At 59.9% G+C, this 26,997-nt stretch carries 27 protein-coding genes and 1 pseudogene; 16 read left to right on the top strand and 12 right to left on the bottom strand.

What is annotated here, in order from left to right; translation table 11 throughout:
* Nucleotides 1-387 precede the first annotated feature (387 nt).
* A complete protein-coding gene (locus AC5SEM_RS07400) occupies nucleotides 388-1,227 on the top strand; it encodes an HvfB family MNIO-type RiPP peptide maturase (RefSeq protein ID WP_495472522.1) in 840 nt (279 codons plus the stop codon).
* Entirely contained in the window at nucleotides 1,220-1,972 is a 753-nt protein-coding gene (locus AC5SEM_RS07405) for an HvfC family RiPP maturation protein (RefSeq protein WP_495472523.1), read from the top strand. Before AC5SEM_RS07400 ends, AC5SEM_RS07405 begins: the two co-directional genes overlap by 8 nt.
* A 1-nt stretch (nucleotide 1,973) precedes the next feature.
* Here the strand turns inward: AC5SEM_RS07405 and AC5SEM_RS07410 are convergent, their stop codons facing one another.
* From AC5SEM_RS07410 to AC5SEM_RS07425, 4 genes are all read right to left on the bottom strand, one after another.
* The gene (locus tag AC5SEM_RS07410; protein ID WP_495472524.1) at nucleotides 1,974-3,002 is read right to left on the bottom strand and encodes an NAD(P)/FAD-dependent oxidoreductase; all 1,029 of its coding nucleotides are present in this window, start codon (nucleotides 3,000-3,002) and stop codon (nucleotides 1,974-1,976) included.
* Nucleotides 2,989-5,172 carry a hypothetical protein gene (locus AC5SEM_RS07415; protein ID WP_495472525.1) on the bottom strand — a complete coding sequence of 728 codons (2,184 nt, stop codon included), beginning with the start codon at nucleotides 5,170-5,172 and terminating at the stop codon, nucleotides 2,989-2,991. The genes AC5SEM_RS07410 and AC5SEM_RS07415 overlap by 14 nt, the downstream gene beginning before the upstream one ends.
* A gap of 241 nt (nucleotides 5,173-5,413) precedes the next feature.
* Nucleotides 5,414-6,721: an ATP-binding protein gene (locus tag AC5SEM_RS07420; protein ID WP_495472526.1), complete on the bottom strand. Its 1,308-nt coding sequence runs from the start codon at nucleotides 6,719-6,721 to the stop codon at nucleotides 5,414-5,416.
* On the bottom strand, nucleotides 6,718-7,458 hold the full coding sequence (locus AC5SEM_RS07425; protein WP_007919579.1) for a response regulator: 741 nt from the start codon (nucleotides 7,456-7,458) through the stop codon (nucleotides 6,718-6,720). The genes AC5SEM_RS07420 and AC5SEM_RS07425 overlap by 4 nt, the downstream gene beginning before the upstream one ends.
* A gap of 297 nt (nucleotides 7,459-7,755) precedes the next feature.
* Here AC5SEM_RS07425 and AC5SEM_RS07430 point away from each other — a divergent pair, with 297 nt between their 5' ends.
* The 3 genes from AC5SEM_RS07430 to AC5SEM_RS07440 are packed head-to-tail and all read left to right on the top strand — an operon-like array spanning nucleotide 7,756 to nucleotide 9,594.
* A complete protein-coding gene (locus AC5SEM_RS07430) occupies nucleotides 7,756-8,019 on the top strand; it encodes a DUF2790 domain-containing protein (RefSeq protein WP_150774506.1) in 264 nt (87 codons plus the stop codon).
* 29 nt (nucleotides 8,020-8,048) lie between these two features.
* The gene (locus tag AC5SEM_RS07435) at nucleotides 8,049-8,345 is read left to right on the top strand and encodes a hypothetical protein (RefSeq protein ID WP_495472527.1); all 297 of its coding nucleotides are present in this window, start codon (nucleotides 8,049-8,051) and stop codon (nucleotides 8,343-8,345) included.
* 37 nt (nucleotides 8,346-8,382) lie between these two features.
* Complete coding sequence (locus AC5SEM_RS07440) at nucleotides 8,383-9,594, top strand: cytochrome c biogenesis protein DipZ (protein ID WP_495472528.1); 1,212 nt, start codon at nucleotides 8,383-8,385, stop codon at nucleotides 9,592-9,594.
* Nucleotides 9,595-9,611: 17 nt separating this feature from the next.
* On the opposite strand, the gene AC5SEM_RS07445 is transcribed toward AC5SEM_RS07440, so the two are convergent.
* A complete protein-coding gene (locus AC5SEM_RS07445; protein WP_495472529.1) occupies nucleotides 9,612-10,073 on the bottom strand; it encodes a GNAT family N-acetyltransferase in 462 nt (153 codons plus the stop codon).
* A 224-nt stretch (nucleotides 10,074-10,297) separates the two neighbouring features.
* On the opposite strand from AC5SEM_RS07445, the gene AC5SEM_RS07450 reads away from it, so the two are divergent.
* A complete protein-coding gene (locus AC5SEM_RS07450) occupies nucleotides 10,298-10,570 on the top strand; it encodes a DUF4242 domain-containing protein (protein ID WP_095047497.1) in 273 nt (90 codons plus the stop codon).
* A 33-nt stretch (nucleotides 10,571-10,603) separates the two neighbouring features.
* Entirely contained in the window at nucleotides 10,604-11,416 is an 813-nt protein-coding gene (locus AC5SEM_RS07455; RefSeq protein ID WP_116031269.1) for a class I SAM-dependent methyltransferase, read from the top strand.
* A 124-nt stretch (nucleotides 11,417-11,540) separates the two neighbouring features.
* Here AC5SEM_RS07455 and pcsA read toward each other — a convergent pair whose 3' ends face one another.
* Entirely contained in the window at nucleotides 11,541-12,263 is a 723-nt protein-coding gene (pcsA, locus tag AC5SEM_RS07460) for a phosphatidylcholine synthase (RefSeq protein WP_007919592.1), read from the bottom strand.
* Between the two features lie 259 nt (nucleotides 12,264-12,522).
* Here pcsA and AC5SEM_RS07465 point away from each other — a divergent pair, with 259 nt between their 5' ends.
* From AC5SEM_RS07465 to ligD, 4 genes are all read left to right on the top strand, one after another.
* Entirely contained in the window at nucleotides 12,523-13,293 is a 771-nt protein-coding gene (locus AC5SEM_RS07465; RefSeq protein WP_495472530.1) for a tellurite resistance TerB family protein, read from the top strand.
* A gap of 162 nt (nucleotides 13,294-13,455) precedes the next feature.
* Nucleotides 13,456-14,832: an iron-containing redox enzyme family protein gene (locus AC5SEM_RS07470; RefSeq protein WP_495472531.1), complete on the top strand. Its 1,377-nt coding sequence runs from the start codon at nucleotides 13,456-13,458 to the stop codon at nucleotides 14,830-14,832.
* An 11-nt stretch (nucleotides 14,833-14,843) separates the two neighbouring features.
* Nucleotides 14,844-15,797 (top strand): methyltransferase, encoded by a 954-nt coding sequence (locus AC5SEM_RS07475; protein WP_495472532.1) that lies wholly within the window; start codon nucleotides 14,844-14,846, stop codon nucleotides 15,795-15,797.
* 17 nt (nucleotides 15,798-15,814) lie between these two features.
* On the top strand, nucleotides 15,815-18,406 hold the full coding sequence (gene ligD, locus AC5SEM_RS07480; protein ID WP_495472533.1) for a DNA ligase D: 2,592 nt from the start codon (nucleotides 15,815-15,817) through the stop codon (nucleotides 18,404-18,406).
* On the opposite strand, the gene AC5SEM_RS07485 is transcribed toward ligD, so the two are convergent.
* From AC5SEM_RS07485 to sodC, 3 genes are all read right to left on the bottom strand, one after another.
* On the bottom strand, nucleotides 18,407-18,808 hold the full coding sequence (locus tag AC5SEM_RS07485) for a hypothetical protein (RefSeq protein WP_176091710.1): 402 nt from the start codon (nucleotides 18,806-18,808) through the stop codon (nucleotides 18,407-18,409).
* Between the two features lie 80 nt (nucleotides 18,809-18,888).
* Nucleotides 18,889-19,203: a DUF2388 domain-containing protein gene (locus AC5SEM_RS07490; protein ID WP_016983279.1), complete on the bottom strand. Its 315-nt coding sequence runs from the start codon at nucleotides 19,201-19,203 to the stop codon at nucleotides 18,889-18,891.
* 160 nt (nucleotides 19,204-19,363) lie between these two features.
* Nucleotides 19,364-19,885: a superoxide dismutase [Cu-Zn] SodC gene (gene sodC, locus AC5SEM_RS07495; protein ID WP_495472534.1), complete on the bottom strand. Its 522-nt coding sequence runs from the start codon at nucleotides 19,883-19,885 to the stop codon at nucleotides 19,364-19,366.
* A 245-nt stretch (nucleotides 19,886-20,130) separates the two neighbouring features.
* On the opposite strand from sodC, the pseudogene AC5SEM_RS07500 reads away from it, so the two are divergent.
* Nucleotides 20,131-20,886, top strand: a pseudogene (locus AC5SEM_RS07500) (MCP four helix bundle domain-containing protein); the annotation flags it as partial.
* 132 nt (nucleotides 20,887-21,018) lie between these two features.
* The gene (locus AC5SEM_RS07505) at nucleotides 21,019-21,744 is read left to right on the top strand and encodes a methyl-accepting chemotaxis protein (RefSeq protein ID WP_495473449.1); all 726 of its coding nucleotides are present in this window, start codon (nucleotides 21,019-21,021) and stop codon (nucleotides 21,742-21,744) included.
* 141 nt (nucleotides 21,745-21,885) lie between these two features.
* Here AC5SEM_RS07505 and AC5SEM_RS07510 read toward each other — a convergent pair whose 3' ends face one another.
* On the bottom strand, nucleotides 21,886-22,317 hold the full coding sequence (locus tag AC5SEM_RS07510; protein WP_495472535.1) for a nuclear transport factor 2 family protein: 432 nt from the start codon (nucleotides 22,315-22,317) through the stop codon (nucleotides 21,886-21,888).
* A 521-nt stretch (nucleotides 22,318-22,838) separates the two neighbouring features.
* On the opposite strand from AC5SEM_RS07510, the gene mqo reads away from it, so the two are divergent.
* Nucleotides 22,839-24,485, top strand: a complete 1,647-nt coding sequence (mqo, locus tag AC5SEM_RS07515) for a malate dehydrogenase (quinone) (RefSeq protein WP_123593933.1) — start codon at nucleotides 22,839-22,841, stop codon at nucleotides 24,483-24,485.
* Nucleotides 24,486-24,551: 66 nt separating this feature from the next.
* Here the strand turns inward: mqo and AC5SEM_RS07520 are convergent, their stop codons facing one another.
* The gene (locus AC5SEM_RS07520; RefSeq protein WP_495472536.1) at nucleotides 24,552-24,980 is read right to left on the bottom strand and encodes a nuclear transport factor 2 family protein; all 429 of its coding nucleotides are present in this window, start codon (nucleotides 24,978-24,980) and stop codon (nucleotides 24,552-24,554) included.
* Between the two features lie 119 nt (nucleotides 24,981-25,099).
* Between AC5SEM_RS07520 and AC5SEM_RS07525 the strand changes: the two genes are divergently transcribed.
* Together AC5SEM_RS07525 and AC5SEM_RS07530 are read left to right on the top strand one after the other, a co-directional pair.
* A complete protein-coding gene (locus AC5SEM_RS07525; protein ID WP_077572209.1) occupies nucleotides 25,100-25,330 on the top strand; it encodes a hypothetical protein in 231 nt (76 codons plus the stop codon).
* A gap of 88 nt (nucleotides 25,331-25,418) precedes the next feature.
* The gene (locus tag AC5SEM_RS07530) at nucleotides 25,419-25,865 is read left to right on the top strand and encodes an NUDIX hydrolase (protein WP_495472537.1); all 447 of its coding nucleotides are present in this window, start codon (nucleotides 25,419-25,421) and stop codon (nucleotides 25,863-25,865) included.
* A gap of 6 nt (nucleotides 25,866-25,871) precedes the next feature.
* Here AC5SEM_RS07530 and AC5SEM_RS07535 read toward each other — a convergent pair whose 3' ends face one another.
* Nucleotides 25,872-26,996 (bottom strand): type VI immunity family protein, encoded by a 1,125-nt coding sequence (locus tag AC5SEM_RS07535; protein ID WP_495472538.1) that lies wholly within the window; start codon nucleotides 26,994-26,996, stop codon nucleotides 25,872-25,874.
* Nucleotide 26,997 lies beyond the last annotated feature (1 nt).

The raw sequence follows: 26,997 nt of genomic DNA on the forward strand, positions 1-26,997 counted from the left end.
TCCGGCGGCGTCGAAGGTCGAGGCGTGCGCCACCGGGCGGTGGTCACGGAGTTGGGCAGGGCACGGCTGACGTCCTGCGTCCCCCTCGACTGGGTAATAAAGGAGTCTAGCCCCGGTCCCGGTCTGCCGCTGTATTTGTGAACACTGAAAACCTCGGTGGGAGCGAGCCTGCTCGCGAAAGCGGCATTTCAGGCAATTCTTATATTGGCAGTGCCGACGCTTTCGCGAGCAGGCTCGCTCCCACAATATTGATCGGCAGTGAGGCTGTATCACCGTGTATCGCCGTCATCGCCGGATACACAGGGTTGCAAATGCCCGGTCATGTGTACACAGCCGCGATACAGCCGGCGGCTCAAATGTGGAAAATCCACTGCTGAGGTAGATCCCATGCATACGCCGCCCTCATCTCGGCCACCCAGCGTCGGCCTCGGCCTGCGCCGTGGTCTGCTGAGAGACCTGCAAGCTGCCCGTACCGGCGCTTTCGACTTTCTCGAGGTCGCTCCGGAAAACTGGATCGGCGTCGGCGGCGCCCATGGTGCGGCGTTGCGTGAACTGGCCGAGCGCTACCCGTTGTCCTGTCACGGCTTGTCGCTGTCACTCGGTGGCTCGGCACCGCTGGATGTCGGCTTCTTGCAGGAAGTGCGGGTGTTTCTCGACCATTACAACGTGCCGCTGTACAGCGAGCACCTGAGTTATTGCAGCGATGACGGTCATCTGTATGACTTGCTGCCATTGCCGTTCACCGAAGAGGCGGTGCACCACGTCGCTGCGCGAATCCGTCAGGCCCAGGACATTCTCGGCCGGCGTCTGGCCGTGGAAAACGTCTCCTACTATGCCGCGCCACGTCAGGACATGGACGAGTTGACCTTCACCAATGCCGTGCTGCGTGAGGCCGATTGCGACTTGCTGCTGGACGTCAACAATGTCTACGTCAACGCGATCAACCACGGATTTGATCCGCAAGCATTTCTAGCCGGTATCGAGCCGGGCCGGGTGGTCGGCATGCATGTGGCCGGGCATTTCGATGAGTCCGACACGCTGAAAATCGATACCCATGGCGCCTCGGTAAAACCGCAGGTCTGGGCATTGCTGGCTGAGGCCTACGCGCGGTTTGGTGCGCAGCCAACGTTATTGGAGCGGGATTTCAATTTCCCGGCGTTTTCCGAACTGGTCGACGAGTTGCAGACCATTCGCCACTTGCAAGCGGGGGGCGGCCATCGTGGATAACCTGCTACAGCAACAACAGGCGCTGACCCGATATTTGCGTGATCCCGACCATCAGTCGCCGCCCGTCGACATGAATGTGCAAAGGGTTAACGTCTACCGGGACCTGGTATTCAACAACCTGTCGCAATTGTTGAGCGGCACCTTCCCGGTGTTGATCCGAATCATTGGTGAACAACGCTGGCGCTTGCTGGTGCGAGGTTTCTTGCGCGACTGGCGGGCGCAGACCCCAAAGTTTGGCAAGATTGCCGAAACCTTTCTCGACTATCTGGCCACGCAACCGCAGGTAATGCGCGAAGGTGAGTGGCCGGCGTTTTTGCTGGAGCTGGCGCATTACGAGTGGGTCGAGATGGTCTTGCAGCAGTCCGATGCTCAAGCGCTGCTGCCGACAGATCCGGCGTTGTTGCTGGAGCGGCCGCTGCAAATCTCGCCGCTGGCCTGGCCGTTGGCGTACGAGTGGCCGGTGCATGAACTCGATCCGAACCATCAGCCCGCCACGCCACCGGACCAACCGACGTTTTTGCTGGTGCGGCGTACGGCCGACTGGAGTGTGAAGTTTTCCGAACTGAGCCCGCTGGCCTGGCGCTTGCTGCAGCGCATTGACGAGTTTCCCGCCCTTGATGGCCGTCGGCAGTTGCAAGCTTTGGCCGTGGAGGCGGGGGTGGCCGCAACCGCTGCGTTCATGGACAACGGATCGATATTGCTGCGGCAATTGCATGAGGACGGCGTGCTCGGCAGCGTCGTTTGAATCAATGGGCAGGCAACCACGATGGCGGGCAGGGATGCTGCCGATAGAAGTTGCGCAGTTGCGCCATATCGCGCGTGAACCCATCGATGAGCCATTGGCGATAGTGCGTCTGGGCAGGCACTTGCAAGGCCGGCCGGCGAAGAAGATCCGTCACCGCTTGCGCGGCTTGCATGCCGCTCATCAACGCTTTGAGTACGCCGTGGGAAGACGCCGGGTCGAGCCGGTTGGCGGCATCACCCACCAGAAAATAACCGGCGCCGGCGGCTTCCGGGGTGAGGCGCCAGGTCACATCGGCGCCACGCACGGCCCCCACCGCTGGCAATGATTGCAGGGTGGAGGGGAGCATCACCGACCGAGTGTTGCGTTCGAAGCTCAGGCGGGTCCAGTGCAGCAAACGATCCTCAATCTGGGCGATCCACGTCCACCCATCAGGGTCGGCCAGCAAGTGTGCTGTCGTGGCATAGGCTGCGTTGTTGCCTTGCAAATAGCCGTAGCGTGCCACCAACGGCGCAGAACAATGGTGGGTCGTCAGACCGAGTTGGCGGCTCAGCCAGTCGCGAGTGCCGCTGGCGTCGATCAGGCAGGTCGCGTACAAGCAACCGCTGTCGGTATCGACGCCGATCACTCGATTGGCCTGAGTCAGCACCCGTAGTGCCCGGCATGGCTGGTTTACCTCAACGCCCAAAGAAACGGCTTGCGCCAGCAACGTCGCGTCCAATTGCGCTCGTTCGAGATGAAAGCCCCGCCAAATACCACGGTCATCGGCGCCAAAAGCGTTGAAACGCGGCGCGCCGTTCCACGTTACCCATTGGCCGTCAAAGCGTCGGGCCGAGGGGCCGCACAACTGCTTGGCGACACCCAGTTGCTGCAGCAGCGGTTCGATGCCCGGATGCAGGCTTTCGCCGGGGCGAAACCGTGGGAACGTTTGCCGTTCGATCAAAGCCACGTGCAAGCCACGCTGGGCGCAACTGATTGCCGTTGCGCATCCCGCAGGGCCGGCGCCGACGATTACCACATCAAAATGCTTCATGGGCGACCTGCCACGACAGCATGTCGGTTTTGATCAGGATCGCATCGGTGCTGAGCAGCAGGATCACCAACGCTTCGACTTCGACATGACGCAACCTGAAATCGCTTTCAGCGATCTGCACGGCGCCGCGCTTGTACAGCAAAAAGCGCTGCACCCAGCCGTCGAGGACCTGCCCGGATTCCGCCTGCGCAGTGTCCAGTTCGGCATTCGGCCGCTGCACTTCAATGAACGACAACAGCGGCCATGTATTGCGCAATGGTTTGTCGCTGGCGGCGCCGAGCGCGCGGTACACGCGATACATCGACAGCACGCGTCGTTGATACGCCGTTTGCGAGGTGTGACCGGTCATGCCCAGGGAAAACAGGTTATCGAGAGCCACTTGTGTGTAGTCGGCATGGGCGTACGCGCGGTATTGGGCGAATAATCGATTGTCATGCGTGATCAGTTGCGGGGCGCGCTGGTGATCCCAGGCCACACCGCCGCCCATGCCGATTTCCTCATCGGTCAGGGGAATGATGCTGTGCAGGGTCGAGCGCGGCTCGAACACCCGCGCCGAATCCGGTGACACGCCCGGCCAGAAAGAACCTAGCGCCGCGCAAATCTTCGCATCCTCGGGAAACGGGCTGGCCATCTGATAACCGGCAAGAACGTTGATCCATTCGTCGTCCGCAGTCCGCTGACGAACCCAACCGACCTCCCAGCCCGGCCCGAACACCCCGGCGGCGCCGTCTGGTAGCGAGGTCGGGCGCGACGGCGACGGCAGTGTGCTGGTGGATTGCTGCATGCCGGTTTGATCGGCGAGACCGACGATGGCGCTCACTCCACGATCGGCGGGGGAAAACAGGTGATCCTGCAACTCCAGGTTGGCGCAGTAGCGGACATTGGAAAGCGCTTCCAGTCGTGCGTGCCAGAGACCGGTGCTCGGTAACGTCGGCTCGTCGCTGATCCAGTGCAACAGCTTGCGTTGACTGCACAGCGGATAGAAATCCGGAGGGCCGATCACCGAGTAGGCCGCCACCGTCGGCAAACTGTTTTCCAGCGTCGGGCAGCGTGGCCGCACCCAGCCATCGGCGGTGCCGTCCTGATAGTGCAAGGCGCGATAACCGCCCTGACGCAGCAGTTCCTCGACATCTTCGTGGTCGTTCAGATCCTCGATGCTGCCATCGGCCTCGACCCGGTGACGCCCGTGAATCATGCTGCCACTGTTGGCCGGCATCACAAAAGACAACGGTTGACCCTGATAGACGACCGGCTCGACCAGCCGTGATTTGGCGTTGGGCACCAGCAACCCCGGGCCGACATCGGTAACCGCTGCCCAACGCGCCAGATTTTCAGTCACGACGAAAGGTGGCAGGCTGATCTGCGGTTCCTGCCAGCCAGTGCCGCTGTGGCGTAAATGGATATGCCGCAGTTTTTCGTTGATCTGGTGGTTGTCCAGCGTTAACGCCAGATTCATGCCTTGCAGGCACTGCGAGCCATTGAACAACTTGTGCAACGGTACCCAGAAATCCAGTTCGGGATCGACCTCAAGCTGGAAATCCATTGGCCCGAAGCGTTCGGCATCGCCCTTCAGTTGTGCGGCAATGTAGGCGCTGTAGCGCACCGGCATCACCCGGATGCCGTGCGGGTCACCGTCAACGAAGGGCAGGAAACTGCGCAGCTTTGCGTCATAAAACGCGGGGGCGGTGCCGACGCGGGCAATGCCGGTGCGCGAGAAACACAAGTCGGCATGCCGGCCATGCACGGTGTCGGCGGCGCAACGATATTCGCTGGCGAACGCGACCATTGCCAACGGTGCGCCCCGGGCTTTGTGGCGAAGGCTGTCGAGCGTGGGCGGGCTGACGCTGAAGACATAGTCGAGCATTGTCTCGATCTCAGCGGCGGTGGGAAACAGCTGCAATGTCTGCCCGTTCTCATCACAAATGACCTGTGGCGAGGCCAATGCGTGAAAGAGCAGGCTGCGCGCCGGTGCCCCGGCTTCGATCGCGCGGCTCCCGGCCAGTGCGAAATCGGCAAACCCGGGTATTGAACGGTCGATGTTCAGCGGTTTGTTCAGTTCCGCCGCCAACGGGTCGGCGAGCAGGTCCAGGCCATGGGCGAGCATCAGCGAATGCCAGCCGCCGGGCGCCAGTCGCCTGCACACTTGAGTGACGGATTCGAGCAGATTCATGTTGCGCCTCGGCAGGTTGGGCCAATCGTCATGGAACCGCAGCCCGGCGCTGACTCGCCACTGTCAGATCTGACAGTGGCGACCAATGGTGATCATTGCGAAACGGGCAGCACAACCATAAGCGCAACGGCTCAGGCGCACAGTCAGCGGATTCTGAGGAGGTTGTAGGCATTGGCGCGGCAATGTGCAGGCTACCGACCGACGCCTGTCGGTAGCGTTTAAACAAGCGCCGTTGAAATGTTCAGGGCTGCAGCGGCAACTTCAATTCAGCGCACAATCCGCCACCCTCACGGTTGCTCAGGGTCAGCGAACCGCCCAGCGCCATGGCCAGTTGCTGGGCGATGGCCAGTCCCAGTCCGGTGCCGCCGGTATCGCGATTGCGCGAGTTTTCTACGCGGTAGAACGGTTGCAGCACTTGCGCCAGTTCAGCGTCGACGATGCCCGGGCCACGGTCCATGACGGTGATTGCCAGGCTGCCCTTGTTGGCTTCGACCCAGACTTCGGCGGCACCGGCGAATTTCAGCGCGTTGTCGGTGAGGTTCACCAGCACTCGGCGCAACGCATGAGGACGGGTGTCGATAACCGTTGCACTCTTGCCAACCAGTTGCACCTGCTTGCCCATGTCCTGATAGTCGAACACCAGGCTTTCGAGGAAGGAATCCATGTTGGTGCGGCGGCTTTCTTCGGTCGAACCATGGATGCTGCGCGCGTACGCCACGCCTTCGCGCACCAGATGTTCCATCTCGCTGAGGTCATTCCACAGTTTGTCTTTCTCGGTGCAATCGTCCATCAGCTCGGCGCGCAGTTTCATCCGCGTGATCGGCGTTTGCAGGTCGTGGGAAATCGCTGCCAGCAGTTGCATGCGCTCTTTGAGGTAAGCGGCGATACGCGCCTGCATCGTGTTGAATGCACGAGCGGCGTAGACCACTTCGTTCGGGCCGCTTTCGTCGAGGTTGATCGGGTGGGCGTTGGGGTCGAGGGTTTCCACGGCGTTGGCCAGACGGGTCAGGGGGCGCACCGCAATGCGCACCGCCAGCCAGGTGCAGGCGATCATCAGCGCCAACTGGCCGAGCAAGACCACCGGCAACCAGGGCGACAACGGGACCATGGCGGGGCGCACGTCGATGGTCACCGGGCTGCCGTCGCTCAGGCGCAGATGACCCTGAAAGTGTTTCTTCGGCCCGGGAATATCGGTGAAGGTCAGCGGATAGCGTTCACCGATGGCTTCGGTGATCGAGGTGACGGCCACCGGCACATCCCCGGCCTCGATCGGCGTGCCCGGTTCGCCTTCGCTCAACAGGTAGCCATAATTTTTTCGCGCCAGACGCTCGAGCCAGGCAGGGCGCTCTTCGGCAGGCAGTCGATCGAGGATCGCAATCGAGGTCGATACGTCGGTTTCGAGATTGCCGAGCATGGTGTTCTTGGCGCTTTGGTAACGCTCGTAATACTGCGCGCCGAACGACAGTGCCTGAGCGAGTAGCAAGCCGATCAGGAAAATCAGCGACAGGCGCGAGGCGAGGGTGCGCGGCCAGTGCAGATTGACGCTCATGCCGGGGCACCGAGAATTTCGACTGGCAGTGAGAACACGTAACCTTCGCTGCGCACGGTCTTGATGTAGGCCGGCTCGCGCGCATCATCGAGCAGACGCTGGCGCAAACGGCTGACCAGCAAATCGATCGAGCGGTCAAACAGATCGGCATCACGGCCCTGGGTCAGATTGAGCAGTTGATCGCGGCTGAGCACCCGTTGCGGGTGATCGAGAAACACCCGCAGCAAACGGTATTCGGCGCCGCTGAGGGCGACCATGGTGCCGTCCTTGTCCAGCAAGTGACGGGCCGAGGTGTCCAGTTGCCAACGGCCGAAGGCCAGCAATCGACCGGCTTCGGTGACCACCAGATTCGGTGGCAGCATCCGTGTGCGGCGCAGCACAGCGTTGATCCGCGCCAGCAGTTCGCGGGCAGCGAACGGTTTGGTCAGGTAATCGTCGGCGCCCATTTCCAGGCCGATGATGCGGTCGGTTTCATCGTTGCGCGCGGTCAGCATCAACACCGGCGTGGCCTTGTGTTTGCCCACGCGCAGTTCGCGGCACAGCTGCAGGCCATCGTCGCCGGGCATCATGATGTCGAGGACGATCAGGTCGACGGTGTTGGCCTCGAGAAAGCTGCGCATCTGCCGGCCATCGGCGACCACCGTGGTGCGCAGGCCGTTTTTCTTCAGGTAGTTGCCCACCAGTTCACGGATCTCGCGGTCGTCGTCGACGATGAGAATGTGATCGACATGATCCATCGGTGCAAACCTCTATCAAAAGGGACTGCGGTGCAGTGTATCGAGCCTGCGGCGGCTCGCCTGCCTGCCTTTGTATTGCAGTGTATCTGCTGTATCGGAGGATACACGGGAACGCAAAAACGCCAATTTTCCTGGGTTTTGTATCGCTGTGTATCCCCCGCTGGCAGGGATACACAGCGATTGAAACGCGCCTGTTCCTGACACAGACGCGATACCTCGCGAGCCTCAAATAGCCTCCATCGAGGCCCGCACCGATCGCCTCGGCTCAAACCCCACTGAAGCCTTGAGGAAAACCCCATGAACAACAAATCCGTAATCGCCGCCTGCCTGTTTGCCGCGCTGAACATCTGCACGCTGTCGGCCCGCGCCGAAGCCGCTGTCACCGCGCAAACCTATACCTACGGCACCCACCTGGATATCCAGAAAGTGCTCTCGCTGAAACAGGACAACTCGGTGACTTGCGGGATTGTCGAGGCGCGCATGACCTACCTCGATTCGGCCGGCAAAACCCGCGTGCTCGATTACAGCAAGTTTGCCGACGGCTGCAACAACGACAACTGAGTCATCACTCTTTATAGAAGGAAACAACCATGAACAACGTATCGCGCTTTTTGACTGCCATCGTTTTCTCTCTCGCCGGCGTTGCCGCCCATGCCAATGCTGCGGTTGAACAGCATAGCTGCCACAGCAACACCTGCTTCCAACTGACGCCAGTAGGCAAGCAGGGCAGCGATGGCTTGATTGCTGCGGACGGCTCCAGCCGCACGCCACAGGGCCAGATGGTTGCTGCGGACGGCTCCAGCCGCACGCCACAGGGCCAGATGTTTGCCGAGAACGGCGCCAGTCGCACGCCGCAGAGCCATTGGCTGGAGAGCCAAAGCGTCTGAACGGCTCGCCACATTCATTGATCAAGGGTGACTCACTATGTACCTCATCGCATTCCTCGGCGGTCTGCTGACCGTGCTCAGCCCCTGCATTCTGCCGGTGGTGCCGTTTCTGTTTGCCGGCGCGCAACGCAGCCGCGCTTCGATACTGCTGACCCTCGGCGGCATGGCGCTGACCTTCGCGCTGATTTCCAGCCTGGCGGTGGTCAGCAGCGAGTGGGTGATCCAGGCCAGCAACAGCGGACGTTACGTCGCACTGATCGTGATGAGCGTGTTCGCCCTGTCGCTGATCTCGGCGCGCATCGGCGACTGGCTGACACGACCGTTCGTGATGCTCGGCAACCGCCTCGATCCGGATACCCGGAAAAAGGCCGGGCCGATGGCTTCGATCATGCTCGGCGTCGCTACGGGGTTGCTGTGGGCACCGTGCGCCGGACCGATTCTCGGTGTAATCCTCACTGGGGCCATGCTGCAAGGCGCCAACGCACAGACCAGCCTGTTGCTGCTGGCCTACGGCGCCGGCAGTGCGCTGTCGCTGGGCACGCTGATCTCCACCGGGCGCAGCTTGGTCAATCGCCTGAAGCCGTCGATCCCGTTTACTGGCTGGTTGCGCCGAGGTGCCGGGGTTGCGGTACTGGCGACGGCAGCGGTGATTGCCACGGGCGCAGATAAAACCTTGCTGGCGAAGACCTCCTCTGAAGGCGTCGCCAGCGTGGAAAAAAGCGTGTTGGAAAACGTGCCGAAAGTGCTCGACTACTTCATCAGCAAAGTCCGCGCGGACTCGCCGATGGAGCAGGGCAAAGGCGCGATGCCGTCGCTGGCCGGTGCAGTGCAATGGCTGAACTCGCCCGAGCTGAGCGCTGAAGCCCTGCGCGGCAAAGTGGTGCTGGTGGACTTCTGGACCTACGACTGCATCAATTGCCAGCACACCCTGCCGTACGTCAAAGACTGGGCGAAGAAATACGAAAAAGACGGGCTCGTGGTGATCGGTGTCCACACCCCGGAATACGGCTATGAGCGGATCATCGACAACGTCAAGGATCAGGTGAAAAAACTCGGTATCACCTACCCGGTAGCTATCGACAACAACTACACAATCTGGCGCAACTTCGACAATCAGTACTGGCCGGCGCATTACTTGATCGACGCCAAGGGGCAGGTGCGTTACAGCCACTTCGGCGAAGGTCGCTACGAAGCGCAGGAACAGATGATCCAGCAGTTGCTGAAAGAGGCAAAGGCGCCCGCCGCTTGATCAGCAACACCAATGGCTCAGAGGTCGCGCCCCATGAGCCATTGCTCGTTGTCCCAGGCGCGAAAACGCTCCAGGACTTGCCAGCCGCGTTTGGCGTAGTAGTCCTGCTTGTTCTGCGTGTGCAGATACAGGCGCGCAAAGCCGCAGTCTTTCGCCTCCTGACAAATCCCTGTAATCAAGCGCTCCGCCAACCCTTGCCCGCGTGCCTCAGGGCTGACGAACACGCAGGCCAGCCAAGGGCCGAGATCGGGGCGCAGGGCGAGGTCATCACGTGCCAGCGCGGCGCCGCCGAGCAGATGTTCACCGTCCATGGCGATCAGGCAGGACCAGTCGCCATTGCTTTGGCCCAGGGCAAATTCACGCTGCCATTCGGCCAGCGGTTGGTCGACGTATTCGTAAGGGAATTGTTGATGAATCCATTGGGCATAACGGTCGCTGTGGTGCATGTGATGCGCGAGCCAATCAAGTTTCAGTGACATCAGTCGAGTCCTTTCCAGAAGCGAGAACGCATCAGAAACCAATCCCCCAACCTTGGCAATCCTCAAGGTGTTCCAGACGCTTTACAGATTTCCACCGCTCATCGGCAAACCCCGGTTTTACGGGGTTGCCAGACGATTGGCAGGGACGCCGAGCGGTCTCGGCGCGATAGTGCTTGAGCAGGGTCACTGCCGGCCTTGCCCCATAACAAGAGCGCGAGGTTGCCATGCCTAAATTCGTCATTGAACGCGAGATTCCAGGGGCCGGAAAGCTGTCGGAAGCAGAACTCAAAGCTGTGTCGAAAACGTCCTGTGATGTCTTGCGCGAACTCGGTCCGCAAGTGCAGTGGCTGCAAAGTTACGTCACCGCTGACAAGATCTATTGCGTGTACATCGCACCTGACGAAGAGCAGGTACGCGAACACGCCAGACTCGGTGGGTTTCCGGCCAACAGTGTGGCGCGGGTGATGACGGTCATCGATCCGACGACGGCCGAATGATCACCGGCCCCACTCGCAGCGGAGTTCACGCTTATGAGTACCCCGATTGACCTGACTGCCCTGAAGGAACGCCAGAAAGTCGCCTGGGCCAGTGGCGACTACGCCGTGATTGGTACGACGCTGCAAATCGTCGGCGAAAACCTCGCCGAAACCTGCGACCTGCGTTGTGACGAGGAGGTGCTGGATGTCGCTGCCGGCAACGGTAATGCAACGCTGGCGGCGGCGCGGCGCGGTTGCCTGGTCACCTCGACCGATTACGTCGCGGCTTTGCTGGAACGCGGCCAGGATCGTGCCCGCGCGGAGCATCTGGACGTGACGTTTCAGGTGGCCGATGCCGAAGCGCTGCCGTTCGCCGACGAGAGCTATGACGCCGTGCTGTCGACCTTTGGCGTGATGTTCGCGCCGGATCAGGACAAGGCTGCTGTTGAACTGGGCCGGGTTTGTCGCCGTGGCGGGCGGATCGGTCTGGCCAACTGGACGCCGGAAGGTTTCGTTGGCCAGATGTTCAAGACCCTCGGCCGACATCTGCCACCGCCTGCCGGCGCACAACCGCCGTCGAATTGGGGCTCCGATGCGTGGCTGCACAAGCATTTCGATGACCGCGATTTTCTGCTGCGCGTGACGCGCCGCGAGTTCAATTTTCGCTATCGCTCGGCCGCGCACTTCATCGATATTTTCCGCCATTGGTATGGGCCGGTGCACAAGGCCTTTGCGGCACTGCCGCCGGAGAGCGGGCAGGCGCTGGAAAGTGATCTGGCGGATTTGCTCAACAGGTTGAATCGGGCGGGGGAGGCTTCGCTGGTGGTGCCGAGTGAGTATCTGGAGGTGGTGATCACTAAACGCTGAATGGAGATCCATGTGGGAGTGAGCCTGCTCGCGATAGCGTTCTTTCAGTCAAAAATATTCAGCTGACAGACCGCGATCGCGAGCAGGCTCACTCCTACATTGGATTTATGTTGGGCTCTGGAGCCTATTTCACCTGCGGCCGATCAAACCACTCCAGCGCCGTGCGCCAGATGCAGATCCCCAGAAAGTATGCCGACATAAGTAACCACAAGCCCATCACCAACGGGTTGATCACTGGGTGGTTGAGCACCAGCGACAAACTGCACAGCAGCCAGATCGCCGTCACCGCAATGTTGATCGGCATGAACCGGCGCACACGGAACGGGTGGAGGAATTTCATCCGCGTCACCGTCAGCAGCGCCAGGCCAATCACCGTCAGGAAGGTAATCCACGGCCCAGGCCCAATGATGTACAGACACAGCGCGACCACATTCCACGCCGCCGGAAACCCGACAAAGTAGTTGTCCTTGCTCTTCATATTGACGTTGCAGAAGCAGAACAGCGATGACACCAGAATCAGCGACACGGTCAGCAGCAGGGTGTAGTCGGGCAATGGAATGTAGCGATAGATGAATAGCGCCGGAATGAACACGTACGTCAGGTAATCGATCACCAGATCAAGGATCGAACCGTCGAAGCTCGGCAGCACCGATTGCACGTTGACCTTGCGCGCCAGTGCGCCGTCGAGGCCGTCGACAATCAGCGCCACGCCCAGCCACATCAGGCAGTGGGTGGGCTGGTTTTCCAACAGGGCGAGGGTGGCCAGAAAAGCAGTGACCACGCCAGTCGCGGTAAAACCATGGGCGCCCCATGCTTTGAGCCTGGCGATGTGTACAGTCGATATCACGGGGGCGTTCTCCAGAAAGTGAAGCAAGCCGGGTATCACCCTTAGCGGGAAGGGCGCCGGCAAACCGGGTCGGGGTTGCAGCTATCGACCGGTCTGGCCGGGATAAGGTTCACCATTGATCAATCTTAGCTGGCCGGCGAAAAAATACGCGGGCGAAATCCATCGGAGCATTGGGTGTCAGCCAAACGGTGCTGGCGCTATGGCTGCCGGGGTCTATTGTTGCCAGACGCAGTCACTGCCAATGCTTGAGGATGACGTCATGAACACCAGCGATTTGCTTGAAAAACTGCTGCGAGGCCAGGACTCGACCGGCCAACAATCTTCAGCGTCTGCCGGCGATGGTTTGGGTGGTTTGGGTGGGTTGCTGGGTGGACTGCTCGGTGGCGGCTCGGGCGCGGCCAGCGGCGGCGGATCTGCCGGTGGACTTGGCGGCTTGGGCGGCTTGCTCGGTGGTTTGCTCGGCGGCGGTGCCGGTGGTGGTCTTGGCGGCGCCTTGGGTGGGGCGCTGGGTGGCGGTGGCGGCACGCAAAGCCGCTCCGGCGGCACCAACTATGCGGCGCTGGCATCGCTGGGAATGATGGCCTTTCAGGCGTATCAGGCCTGGCAACGCAGCCAGGCCAGTTCGGCACCGCAACAAACGCCGCAAACGGCTAACCTCCTGGCCGGCCCGGAGATTGAAGAGCACAGCCACGCGGTGTTACGCGCATTGATCGCGGCGGCCAAGGCTGATGGTGAGATTGAAGCCCGCGAACAAGAGATGATCGACGGGGAAATCATCAAGCACACCGATGATCCACAATTGCAGCAATGGTTTGCCGCTGAAGTTTTGAAACCACTGGATGCGAACGAAGTCGCACAGGCGGCCAAAGGCGATCCAGCCGTCGCCGCTGAGATGTATCTGGTCAGCGTGATCCTCGTGGATGACCAGCGCGACGCGGAACGCAGTTATCTGGACGAGCTGGCAGCAGCCTTGCAGATCGACCCGGATTTGCAGGTGCATCTGGAACAGCAGTCCAAAGGTCAGGCCTGAACTAACGTCAAAAAACCATAGCCCTCAGCAGCTCCGCCAAGGAGCTGCTTCGCCGTCCGTCCGGGCAATTTTCACGTCGATTGAATTTTTCGCAGGCGCCGCCTCTCTGCTGCTGTAGAGGCGTGTGGAACAGCGTCCTGCCAACCGACCGAGAACTTTGCCATGACTGTCCTGACACACCTGCAGGCCGCGCCTGCCCAACCGCATCTTATGAATGCCGCCGGGAACATCCGCCAGGTCTATGAAGCGTTGTTGCGTGATGACAATCCCCTCGACCTTGCGCGGGCGTTTTTGCAGGAGCAACTGCAACATGCCGCGCAACTTGCCGACTCTCTGCCCGAAGATCCCACGACCTGGCACGCCTGGGTGGCCGAACATTGCGCCGATGTCGCCCGGCAATATGCCGACTATCTGCAGCAGCGCAAGGCCGGCGGGCCTCGGCAATTCTTCCGGGGCAAGGCGCAGGCGCTGTATTTCCTGCAAGCGGTGGCACCGACCAAACTGGTCGACGGTGCCTGGCTTTATGGTCTATTGCCGCGCTGGCAGGACCCGCGTTTCCAAGGCTTGCTACGAACCTTTCTGGAGGAGCTGGGCGAGGGCAATCCGGCGCAGAATCACGTAGTGATCTACCGCAAATTGCTCGCCGAGCACGACTTGCAGGACAGTGCTGCCATCGACGATGAACGCTACCTGCAAGGCGCGATACAACTAGCCCTCGGTGTCTGTGGCGCTGATTACCTGCCCGAGGTGATCGGCTACAACCTCGGCTATGAACAGCTGCCGTTGCACTTGTTGATCAGCAGCTACGAACTCAGCGAACTGGGTATCGATCCTTACTATTTCACCCTGCACGTGACCATCGACAACGCCAGCACCGGCCATGCGCAAAAAGCCGTGCAGGCGGCGCTTGATCTACTGCCGATCGAGGCCGATCGCGGCGAATTTTTGCGTCGGGTAGCGCTGGGCTATCGGCTCAACGACCTGGGGCTGGGCAGTCGCGCGATCATCGAAGGTTTCGACCTTGAGCACGAATTGCTGGCGATGCTCGAACGCAAGTGTCCGTTCGCCCAGCACATGCATTCCGATTACTGCCGCTTCGAAGGGCAGACCGTCAATCAGTGGCTGGCTGCACCGGAGCAATTGCCCGGATTTCTGCAGGCATTGCAGAACAAAGGCTGGATCAAACGCCACGAAGACCCGCAGGCCAGTCGTTTTTGGCAACTGATCGCGGGCGACGGTGCGGCGATGTTTGGCGTGTTCAATGCCTATGAAAAGCAACTGGTGCACGACTGGATTGCGGGTGACTGGACCTCTGCGGATAAAACCAAACCCGCTCGACGGCACAGTCAGACCGCAGCGGCCATCGAAGGGCTTGAACAGGATCCCGATGTACAGGCGCTCAACGCGGCGCTGCAAGGTCAGGACGAACTGGCGCAGATCGCGACTCTGATCCCGTGGCTTGCTCCCGCGCGCCATGCACACCCCGCCGGACTGCTCGCCACCCGGCGCTTTATCGAACTCAAATCCCGCTTGCCTTAAGGACATCACCGATGAATCAGGAAGAACAACTCTGCCCCAACGATCTCGTGCTGCTGCACCTCGGCCGGCGCTTGTTGGCAGACGGATATCGGTTCACCACGCCGACGCCGTTGACCCATCAACGGGTCAACCAGCGTGACGAGGGCCAGATGGCCGACTCTTTGCGCGATGTATTCGGCTGGTCGCGTCCGTTCGCGCCGGGGTTGTTGTCGGCCGATGAACAGCGGCAACTGCAAGATGCGCAGGTCATTGATAATTACGAAGGCCACCTGAAGAGTCGCGTGCGCTGGTCGAGCCTGGATGATTTGCTGTTCGTGCATTCGGCGTTCCCTACCGACGCGGCCGACGCGGTATTTTTCGGCCCGGACACCTATCGATTCGCCCAATTGATTCACGCCCACTTGCAACAGAACTTCGCGCCGATCCATCGCGCGGTGGACATTGGTTGTGGGGCTGGCGTCGGTGCGATTCTGATCGGCCGCGCCCGTCGCGAGGCACAGGTGCTGGCGCTGGACATTAACCCTGCAGCGCTGCGTTTGACCGCGATCAACGCGGCGCTGGCGGAAGTCGCCAACGTCGAAGCGCGGGCCAGTGATCTGTTGCAGGGTGTCGACGGCGAATTTGACCTGATCGTCGCCAACCCTCCATACATGGCCGATCCGGCAGAGCGCGCCTATCGCCATGGTGGCGGGACGCTCGGGGCAGGGATGTCGCTGCGCATCGTCGAGCAGGCGCTGAACAGACTGGCCCCCGGCGGCTCGCTGCTGCTCTACACCGGCGTGGCGATGGTCGATGGTCGCGATCCTTTTCTCGACACCGTGCTACCGCGACTGGATGAAAAACGCTTCGGCTGGACTTACCGCGAACTTGATCCGGATGTCTTTGGCGAAGAACTGCTCAACCCCGGCTATCAACGGGTCGACCGCATCGCGGTGGTGGCGCTGACCGTGACGCGGATTGGCTGAAACAAGGCAGGTGGACGATGAACAGGAACCTCGACGACTACAACCGCATGCGCGATTTTTCAGCGACCTCGGAACCGGCCGCCGTCAAGCGCTCGGGACGTAAAACCGCCGCCGAGCATGCTTTGCAGTTCTGCATTCAGAAGCACGATGCATCGCACCTGCATTACGACTTTCGCCTGGAACTCGATGGCGCACTGAAAAGCTGGGCGGTGCCGAAAGGGCCGTCGCTCGACCCTAAGGTCAAGCGTCTGGCGGTGCATGTCGAGGATCATCCGCTCGATTACGCGACATTCGAAGGCAGCATTCCCGAAGGGCATTACGGCGCCGGGGATGTGATTGTCTGGGATCGTGGCGTGTGGATTCCGCTGGAAGATCCGCACAAGGCCTACGAAAAGGGCAAGCTCAAGTTCGAGCTGCAAGGCGAAAAGCTCGGCGGCATCTGGAACCTGGTGCGCACGCACATGCCGGGCAAGAAGGAACAATGGTTTCTGATCAAGCATCAGGACGATGCCGCGCGGCCGCAGGATGATTACGACGTGCTGCTGGCCGAACCGGACAGTGTCCTGAGCGAACGCACGATAGTGGGCAAACCCAAACTGGCCGCCGAGCAAAGCAAACCACTGAAAAAGTCCCCGTCCAAGACGCGCAAAGCCGCGACCGGCAAGCTCACCGGCGCGCACAAGGCCAAACTGCCGACGCAACTCAAGCCGGAACTGGCCACGCTGGTCGACAGCGCACCGGAAGGGCAGTGGAGTTACGAGATCAAATTCGACGGCTACCGGATCATGGCGCGCATTGATCACGATCAGGTGCAACTGTTCACCCGCAACGGACATGACTGGACGCACAAGTTGCCGCAACAGGCCGCCGCCCTGGCGGCGCTGGGATTGGAATCGGCGTGGCTGGACGGGGAAATGGTCGTCGCCAACGAACAGGGCGTACCGGACTTTCAGGCCCTGCAAAATGCTTTCGAGGCCGGGCGCAGCGGCAACATCCTCTACTACCTGTTTGATCTGCCTTATCTCAACGGTGTCGACCTGCGTGAAGTGCCAGTTGAAGAGCGGCGCGCCGCGCTGGCCACGGTGCTCGGCAGTCATGAGCAACCCTTGTTGCGTTTCTCCGAAGCCTTCGACGAAACCCCGGATGCACTGCTCAACAGCGCCTGCCAGATGCAGATGGAAGGCCTGATCGGCAAACGCCTCGGCTCGCCGTATGTGTCGCGGCGCAGCGGTGACTGGATCAAGCTCAAGTGCAAACATCGTCAGGAGTTTGTGATCGTCGGTTACACCGATCCGAAAGGTTCGCGCAGTGCTTTCGGTGCCTTGTTGCTGGGGCTGCATGATCGCGACAGCGGCGAGTTGCGCTACGCCGGCAAGGTCGGCACCGGTTTCAACGAGTCGACGTTGAAAAGCATTCTGACCCAGCTCAAACCGTTGCAGGTGAAGAAGGCGGCGGTGGTCAATCCACCCAGCGGCTTTGAGGTCAAAGGTGTGCACTGGCTGAAGCCAAAACTGCTGGCAGAAGTCGCATTTGCCGAAATGACCAAGGACGGTTCGGTGCGCCACGCTGTGTTTCATGGCTTGCGCGATGACAAACCGGCCAAGGACATCACTGAGGAGCGAGTGAAATCCGTGAAGACCGCAGAGAAGAAAACTGCCGCGAAAAAAACCACGAAAATAGCCCCGGCGAGCAAAGCCGACACCGCACCGTCACAACTCGGACTGGCCAACGGTAAGGTGCGCATCACTCACCCGGATCGAGTCATCGACGCGGTCAGCGGCACCACCAAGATGCAACTGGCCGAGTATTACGCCAGCGTCGCCGAATGGATCCTGCCGCAGCTCAAGGATCGTCCGGTCGCGCTGGTGCGTGCCCCGGACGGAATCGCCGGCGAACTGTTCTTCCAGAAAAACGCCGAACGCCTGGCGATCCCCGGCATCACCACGCTGGACAAGGACGTTACCGGGCAGCCGGTGATGTTGATCAACAACGCCGAAGCGCTGATCGGCGCGGTGCAGATGAGCACGGTCGAACTGCACACCTGGAACGCCACCACGGTCGATCTGGACAAGCCCGATCGCTTCGTTCTCGACCTTGACCCGGATCCGGCGCTGCCGTGGAAAAGCATGGTCGAAGCGACGGCGCTGACATTGACCGTGCTCGATGAGCTTGGCCTCAAGGCATTCCTCAAAACCAGCGGCGGCAAGGGTATTCACCTGGTCGTACCGCTGACCCGCAAACTCGGCTGGGACGAAGTAAAGGACTTTAGCCACGCTATCGTCAGTCATATTGCCAAGCTGTTGCCGGAGCGCTTTTCGGCGGTGTCGGGGCCGAAAAATCGCGTCGGGCGGATCTTTATCGACTATCTGCGCAACGGCCTCGGCGCGACTACGATCTGCGCTTACGCCGCGCGCACCCGCGAAGGTCTGCCGGTGTCGGTGCCGCTGTTTCGCGAGGAAGTCGCCGAGATCAAGGGCGGCAATCAGTGGAACGTGCGTAACGTTCACCAGCGGCTGGCCGAGGTCGGTGACGAACCGTGGGCCGACATGAAGAAAACCCGCCAGAGCATTACCGCCGAGATGCGTAAACGCCTGGGTCTGAAAAAGTGATCAGGTGTCGCGCAGCAAGTCGTGGGCGTTGAGCAGTTCGAAAGCGATCTCCGGGCGATTTTCCAGTCCGCGGCGAATGGCCGCCGGAATCGCTGCGCGGGTCTTGCGGCACAGGCCCGGTAACTCGTCGATCTGAATGGCAATGCCGCGCATGGTGCGCACTTCGTTGAAACCGGGGGCGACGTCGACGCGAACGCCCAGTTGCTCGAACATCCGCTGTTGCAGATGCTTGAGATCATTCAGGTCTTTGAGCATTTCGAGGCGAGCGAGCAGGCGTTTTTCTTCCTCTCGTGTCAGGCGCAGGATGCGCAGATCTGCGCCGGGCATTTCCAGCAACGGGTCGCGCCCGCAATTGCAGGCGCCGGGCGGGCAGGGTGAGCGCAAGGGCACAGAAGTCGTCATGGCCTCCATCATAGAGGCCGTCGGACAGTTTTGCCTATGCGCCGTCAGCGGCCATCCATCGGCTGCTTTATCCGTGACGGCTACTGATTCAGGCCTTCGTAATGCACCAGAATCGCGTTGGCCAGATCTTCATCGCTGGCGTTGATGCCAGGATTGTCCTGGCGAACCTGTTGTAGTACCGATTCAAGATAAACCCCACGAATGGCCCCGCCACTGGCGACAAATGCAGACAAGTCGTCACGGGCTGGAATCACCATTTTGTGATCCTTGAAGGTCGAGTACAGCGACGCGGAGACACCGGCCGAGGTGGCGACATCACCCGCATCGACGCGGGCCAACGCCGAACCGACGGGCAGGCATAAGAGTAAAGAAGAAACGAGCACTAACTTGCGCATGACGGTGTTCCTCCACAAGCGCGAAGCAAAAAGGGAAGGATTACATAATGTGAGAGGCGCGCGGCGGGCGGGAGTTCCGTGGGGCTGGAAAGTCTGCGTTATTGCAAGTCAGACGCGGGCAACGCCATGGCGGGCTGCCCGGTCTTTATTTCGCGAGGGCTCAGATCACCCCGCAGGCCATGCGATCACCGCCGCCGCCCAGCGGTTTGGGCATGTCGGCATGGTTGTCGCCGCCGGCATGGATCATCAGCGCATGGCCCTTGATCTCGGCGATCTTTTTCAGGCGCGGCGCCAGCACCGGGTAGTTGGCGACGCCGTCAGCCGTCACGTAAACCGCCGGAAGGTCTCCCAAATGACCATCAGCGTAGGGGCCGAGGTGCTTGCCGGTTTTCTCCGGGTCGTAATGTCCGCCTGCGGCCAGCGCAGCGCCTTTCACGCCATCCTTCATGCCCGCCTCGCAACTACCGTTTTCATGGACGTGAAAACCATGGATGCCGGCCGGCAGGGATTTCAGATCCGGGGTGAACAGCAGGCCATACGCGGTTTCACTGATGGTGACCGAGCCGATCGCCTGCGACGCACCGTCGGCGCTGACCAGATTGATGGCGACTTTTTCCGTCGCCGCGTGTGCGGTGCCGATGGCGAAGGTGCCGAGCAAACCCAACCACAATGCGCGTTTCATAGGCGTTTCCTTTTGCTGTACGAATGTTCAGAGCGACGGACTCAATAGCCTGACGGCATTAACCGGCGATGAAGGCGTTAGCCGTGCGCGTTGAAAAGTGAGACTTGCTGCGCAATCGGAAAGTTTTGCTGCCTTTAGCCAGCATGCCGACACCTGCTGACACGCTCTGGCGCGGCAGACCTGCGCAAATAGGCTTAACTGAAGGCTGACAAGCGCTTACGGGCGTAACGAGAGAGGAAAATCCGGTGTCGATCAAACCGCGTTTAGTGTTGCTGATTGTGACAAGTCTGCTGACGGCGTTGATCGTGAGCCTGGTCAGTTACGTCGGCAATCAGCGGATGGCCTCGGCGGTCAACGATAACGCGGTCAGCATGAGCGCGCTGCGTAACCACATGGAAGCCGACATGATGCACGACGCCCTGCGCGCCGATGTCTACTCGGCAATGCTGGTCGGGCTGGGCAAAAGCACCAACACGGCGAGCGAGGTGCGCGATTCGATCAACGAGCATGCCGGGCATTTCCGTGAGGTACTCGAGGAAAACCTCAAGTTACCGATCAACCCGACATTGCGCACCGCGCTGGAGCAGATCAAGCCGAGCCTCGATACCTACATCAACGCGGGCGAACGGATCGTCGGGTTGGCGCTGGACAATCCTGATGCCGCTCAACAGGAACTGGGCACCTTCAACACGGCGTTTGGCCAGTTGGAAGAGCAAATGGCAGCGTTGAGCGAGTTGATCGAGTCCAATACGCTGCAGACCAGCGCAGCAACCGAATCAGCGATCCGCAGCGCCAACGTCGCGCTCGGCGTGGTGTTGATCGCCAGTCTTGTGCTGCTCTTGATCCAGGGACGCTGGGTCATTCTGAGCATCATGGGGCCGTTGAAGACCGCCAGTCGCATCGCCGAAAGCATCGCCCACGGCAACCTCAGCGAGCCGATCGCCGAGCCGTCCGGCAAGGACGAAGCCAGTGTCTTGATTCGCACGCTGGCGACCATGCAACGCGACTTGCGCAACATGATCGATGTGGTGCGGCGCAATGCTCACGGCGTCAGTGGCATGAGCGAACAACTCAGCCACGGCTGCCATCAGGTCGCCGACAGCAGTCAGCAGCAAAGCGTGGCTGCCGGCACCATGGCCGCCGCCGCCAGCCAGATGACCGCGAGCATCGAGGAAATCACCCGCCACGCCGAACGTGCCCTGAGCATGGCCAATCAAGCCGAAACCCTGGCGAAAGAGGGCGGTGGTGTGATTCATCAAGTGGTCAGCGACATGGACGATATCGCCCGATCAGCCCAACAGTCGGCACAGGTGATCCGCACGCTGGATCAGGAATCCGAAGCCATTTTCAACATCATTCAGGTGATCAAGAGCATTGCCGACCAGACCAATCTGCTGGCGCTCAACGCCGCCATTGAAGCGGCTCGGGCCGGCGAGCAGGGAAGGGGGTTTGCGGTGGTGGCGGATGAAGTGCGTAGTCTGGCGGCACGCACCAGCGCTTCTACCCAGGAAATCGCCGCGATGGTCGCGCGCATTCAGCACAGTACCCGCGAGGCGGTCAGCAGCATGGAGGCGGGTGTCGCGCAGGTCGACAAGGGCATGGCGGTGACGGTGGATGTCGAGCGGGCCATCCGCGAAATCCTCGAGGCGACTTTGAGCACGACACAACTGGTCAACGACATCACCCGCACGATTGGCGAGCAGAGTCAGGCCAGTAACGAAATTGCCCATCAGGTGGAAATGATTGCCGGGATGTCCGAGGGCAATAGCCGGGTGATCGGGCAAACGGCGAATACCACCGATGAGTTGTCGAGCCTGGCGGGGCAGTTGGCGCAGTCGGTGGATCGGTTTCGGTTGTAACCAGAAAGATGTGTAATGCCTGGGCTGCCGCCTTCGCGAGCAGGCTCGCTCCCACCTTTGGAATGCGTTCCCCTGTGGGAGCGAGCCTGCTCGCGAAGAGGGCAGCCCAGTCCACATCTATTCAGAGTCAGTTAACCCCGATCAAAACTTGAACGCCTGCCGCCCCACCAGCAACCACTTGCCGTCCTGCTTCTGCCAGATCTGGAAATTCTCGATCTCGGTCGGCACCACCTCGGTCCCCTTCAACGCCTGTGCGGAAAAGTGGTGGCGCACCAGCGCGGTATCGCCGGACAGGGTAATGGTCTGGTTCTGCATTTCCAGGGTCTTGAACGCGCTCTTGCCGGTTTCGATATCGGCGATGAATTCTTTCTTGTCCTGAATCTTGCCGCTGGAATGGCCGTAGGTCAGGTTGGGTGCGGTGAGGGCGTTCAGTTCGGCAATGTCCTTGTGCAGCATCGCCTGGGTCAGATGATCCACCGCTTGGGCGACGTCTTTTTCCGCCGGGGCCGAGGCGGCCATGGCGTAACCGTTGAAGGCACAGAGTAAACCGATCAGCAGTCGGGTCTTGGTCATTGCGGTTGTTTCCTTGTTGTTATGGGGTTGATGACATATTTGTCAGTCGTCGTACAACGTAGCAGATAATTCCTGAGTAAGGCACTGCCGAAAAGCGCTTGGTCGCGGGGCAACTACACTTGAATGCTGGATGGTTTGAGTCGGCGCACTGATGGAGGGTCATGTTCAGCGTTTGGCTGCCGATAAGTCCCTGAGCGGAAAAAGACTCTCAAGTCGGGAACAGACGCGCGGGTTTGCCCTGACGTGATATTCTTCGCGCCAACTTGGTTTGACCTTATTCAGTTTGCTTGCCTTCGGGCGGGCCGACGGAATCCCTGTCGCTCAAGTAGCTGAGCCAATAATGATAAGAAGTCAGTTCAGAAGGGACATTAACTGAGGTCGATGCAGCATGTCGGCCTTGTGTGCCCACCCGTCAAAATTGAAGTGTGCCGGAATCTGCGACGCTAGCCTGAGCGTCATCAAAGCGGATCGCATACTGATAACAGCGGCGGGCGGAAGGCGTTTTATCATAGGTGCAACAGATGTTTAAAAAAGTGAACACAGCCCTGCTGGGTCTGGCTTTGGCGATGGGGATGACATCCGCCAATGCTGACGAAGCAAAGAAAGTCGACGTCCTGCTGATCGGCGGCGGCATCATGAGCACCACCCTCGGTGTGTGGATCAATGAGCTGGAGCCAAGCTGGTCGATGGAAATGGTCGAGCGCCTCGACGGCGTCGCCCTGGAAAGCTCCAACGGCTGGAACAATGCCGGTACCGGTCACTCGGCGCTCGCTGAGCTGAACTACACCCCGGAAGACGACAAAGGCAACGTGACGATCCCGAAAGCCGTCGAGATCAACGAAGCGTTCCAGGTCTCCCGTCAGTTCTGGGCCTGGCAGGTTCAGCAAGGCGTTCTGAAGAACCCTCGCTCGTTCATCAACACCACTCCGCACATGAGCTTCGTGTGGGGCGATGACAACATCAAGTTCCTGAAAAAGCGCTACGAAGCCCTGCAAGCGAGCCCGCTGTTCGCCGGCATGCAGTACTCCGAAGACCCGGCTGTGATCAAGAAGTGGGTCCCGCTGATGATGGAAGGGCGTGACCCGAACCAGAAAATCGCGGCCACCTGGAGCCCGCTGGGTACCGACATGAACTTCGGCGAAATCACCCGCCAGTTCGCCACGTACCTGCAGACCAAGCCTAACTTCGATCTGAAACTGTCGAGCGAAGTCCAGGACATCACCAAGAATGCCGATGGCACTTGGCGCGTCAGCTACAAAAACCTGAAAGACGGCACTAAAACCGAAACCGACGCCAAGTTCGTCTTCATCGGCGCGGGCGGCGGTGCTCTGCACCTGCTGCAGAAGTCGGGCATTCCTGAAGCCAAGGAATACGCTGGCTTCCCGGTTGGCGGTTCGTTCCTGGTGACCGATAACCCGGCCATCGCTGAACAGCACCTGGCCAAGGCCTACGGTAAAGCGTCGGTTGGCGCACCACCGATGTCCGTTCCGCACCTGGACACCCGTGTTCTGGACGGCAAGCGCGTCATCCTGTTTGGCCCATTCGCGACCTTCAGCACCAAGTTCCTCAAGGAAGGCTCGTACCTGGACCTGCTGACCAGCACCACCACCCACAACATCTGGCCTATGACCAAGGTCGGCATCAAGGAATACCCGCTGGTCGAGTACCTGGCTGGTCAACTGATGCTGTCGGATGAAGACCGTCTGAACGCGCTGAAGGAATACTTCCCGAACGCCAAAGCCGAAGACTGGCGCCTGTGGCAAGCCGGCCAACGCGTGCAAATCATCAAGCGTGATGAAGCCGCGGGCGGCGTGTTGAAACTGGGCACCGAAATCGTTGCTGCACAAGACGGCTCCATCGCCGGCCTGCTGGGCGCATCGCCAGGCGCGTCGACCGCTGCTCCGATCATGCTGAGCGTGCTGCAGAAAGTCTTCAAAGACAAAGTTGCATCGCCTGAGTGGCAAACCAAGCTGCACCAGATCGTTCCAAGCTACGGCACTCAGCTGAACAGCGATCCGGCCAAAGTGGCTGCAGAGTGGGCGTACACCGCCAAGATCCTCGAACTGCCGACACCTCCAGTGATCGGTCAGGTGGCTGCTCCGGCCGCACCTGCAGCTGAAAAGGCTGAAGCTCCGAAGGAAAACGCTGCACGTGATATGGCGCTGTAACTAGCCGCCTGACACACAAAGCCCACTGAACCGGCGACGGTCAGTGGGCTTTTTTTTGTGCCTGAATCAGGCTTTGGCCGACGCCAGAAAAGCGCCCAGTCGCCGTCCCATCTCCTCACCCAACGCCTGCAATCCGCTCAGCGGGCGAACCATCACCTCGAACTCGACAATCTTGCCGTTCTCATCAAAGCGAATCATGTCGATGCCTTTCAGCTCCTTCGAACCCACCTTGGCGCTGAACTCCAGAATCACATTCAAGCCATCGGCAGTCGCCAGCTCACGGTGATAGGTGAAGTCTTCAAACACCTCGAACACGGTATTGAGGATCATCGACACCACTGGCGCGCCCGGATAAGGCGTGTGCGCCATCGGCGAGCGGAACACGGCTTGCGGGTCGAGCAGGCCGGGCAGGGCGCTGAGGTTGCCGGTGCGGATCATTTCGTGCCATTTGCCTAACGATGCGGCGACGTTGGGTTGCAGGTTCAGGTCGGTCATGTTCACTCCAGGATTTTTCTTGTTGTTGTCGCGACGGCAATGACTCTAGATCAACCACGCCGAAATTGAACCCTTGTGCCGCGATCTGAATATCGGCCCATGGCCCATACGGATCAGATGTGCATCTGATCCGTATTTTTTCACTGGATCTGCCTCTGTTACCAGCTCAGTCATCCGCTCAAAATAGCCCCACGGTTCGGCACTCGCGGCAGTCCTTCATCCCGAAGCGCCCAGTGCACCGCAAGCTCAGCTTTGAGGAGAGCAACATGAACAAGATGGCGTTTTTTCTGGGTGGCTTTCTGACACTGACCATTCTGATCGGCCTGCTCGCAACGATTTCTCCGGTCTGAGGCGAGCCTTTTCCAGTGACGTCCACGGGTGTGTCGCGCAAAGCATGTTTAAATGCCGCGCCCCCACACCTGTAAATGGACTTCAGTCATGGCCGAACACCGCATTCGCGCGCTCGCACTTTGCGTTTTTCATCACAACGGCAAAATTCTGGTTAACGAATTTCGTGACCCGGTCAGCCAGCAAACCTGCTTTCGGCCTATTGGCGGCGGTATTGAATTTGGCGAGACCAGCGCCGAAGCGATCGTGCGCGAAGTGCAGGAGGAGTTGGGCCTGTCCATGAGTGACGTGCGTCTGCTCGGCACACTCGAAAGCCTCTTCGTCTACAACGGCAAACCAGGTCATGAAATCGTTCAGGTGTATGACGCGACGTTTGTCGATCAGGGCGTATACGACCACGCACAGATCGATGGCCATGAAATCGACGGCGCGCCCTTCACCGCGCGCTGGCATGACAGCTCAAGCTTCAGCGAGCAGGCGCCTTTGGTGCCGAATGGCTTGCAGGAACTACTGAAAAGCGCCGGATTGCTCGGATGAATTCACTCACGCTTCCCCCGACCAATACCAAAGCGTATCGCCCCAATTCGAGCCACTGAACCTAGGCATGATTTCCCCCAAATCGAAGTAACGTCGGGAGTTTGCCTGTGCAGGGCTGAACCAATAACCCGCGGCGCTACAAGGCTGACCGGCCTCTATTCGTGCTGGAGTTTTCGAATGCGCATCGTCTTGGTCGAATCGCGCGTACCAGCGCTCGGTACTGTCTTGTTCGAAGCAGTTACCGTAGGGTGAATAAGTGTGCAGTTGATCGGGTTTTGGATTACGAAGCTGTTTCAAAACACGGTTCACCGCTACATAGGTGACGGGTAGAGGTTCATGGATAGCGCCCAGTTCGGGTAAAGCGCCGGCGCGAATGATCAGTCCGCCCTGATAATCCAGCATCTCGACGTCGCCACGTCCGCTGAAGGCGTGGCGTAATCCGTCTTTGCCCCCCAGTTGCTCTGTAAATCGAGTGCCAACAATGGTGTACCAGTTGACACCTTTGATGTGATCAAGCAGTTCTCGTTTGAAGTTGTGCACCATTGAGTCAACTTCCAGACCGACATATTGCTGCGCCAGTTGAAATTCCATGGGCATGTAACGATCGAAGTCGTAGGGCAGTATGCTCGAGAGTCCGCCGTAGCCATGTTCGGCTTCAACCTGATCGCACAAGTAAACCAGCCATTCTTCAAAGCGCGCGACGCCATCGGGCTCTTTCAGGAAACTCCAGGGCAATGTCAACTTCAGGTATGAGCGTTTTTGATCGCCATGCACCTCGAACGAGTTCAGTGCGGACAGGCTGTACGCGGCAGCTTCGTTCGCCGTTGCGGCGCTGCTGATGTGCCATTCGTATTGTTCGTTCGGCCCTGACTCGTGGATTTTTTCCTGGGTTTTGCTGAATCCGGAATCTGTCAGCTTCTTGTAGCGGTCGTCGAACTGTCCCTTCAGATGCTGGCCGAACTCTTCCTTGAATCGGGTGAAGCATTGCATGACATTGCGCTTGCTTTGCAGCGAGTAGCCTTCCTTGAAGTAGAGGGTTGCGATCAGCCCGAGTCGTACAACGGGGGTGTTATCGGGTAGCTCAAACGTCAGGTCTGGAGCTTGTTCGCTCAGTTTTTCCAATGTATTCATA

Source organism: Pseudomonas sp. CH61 (assembly GCF_059429415.1).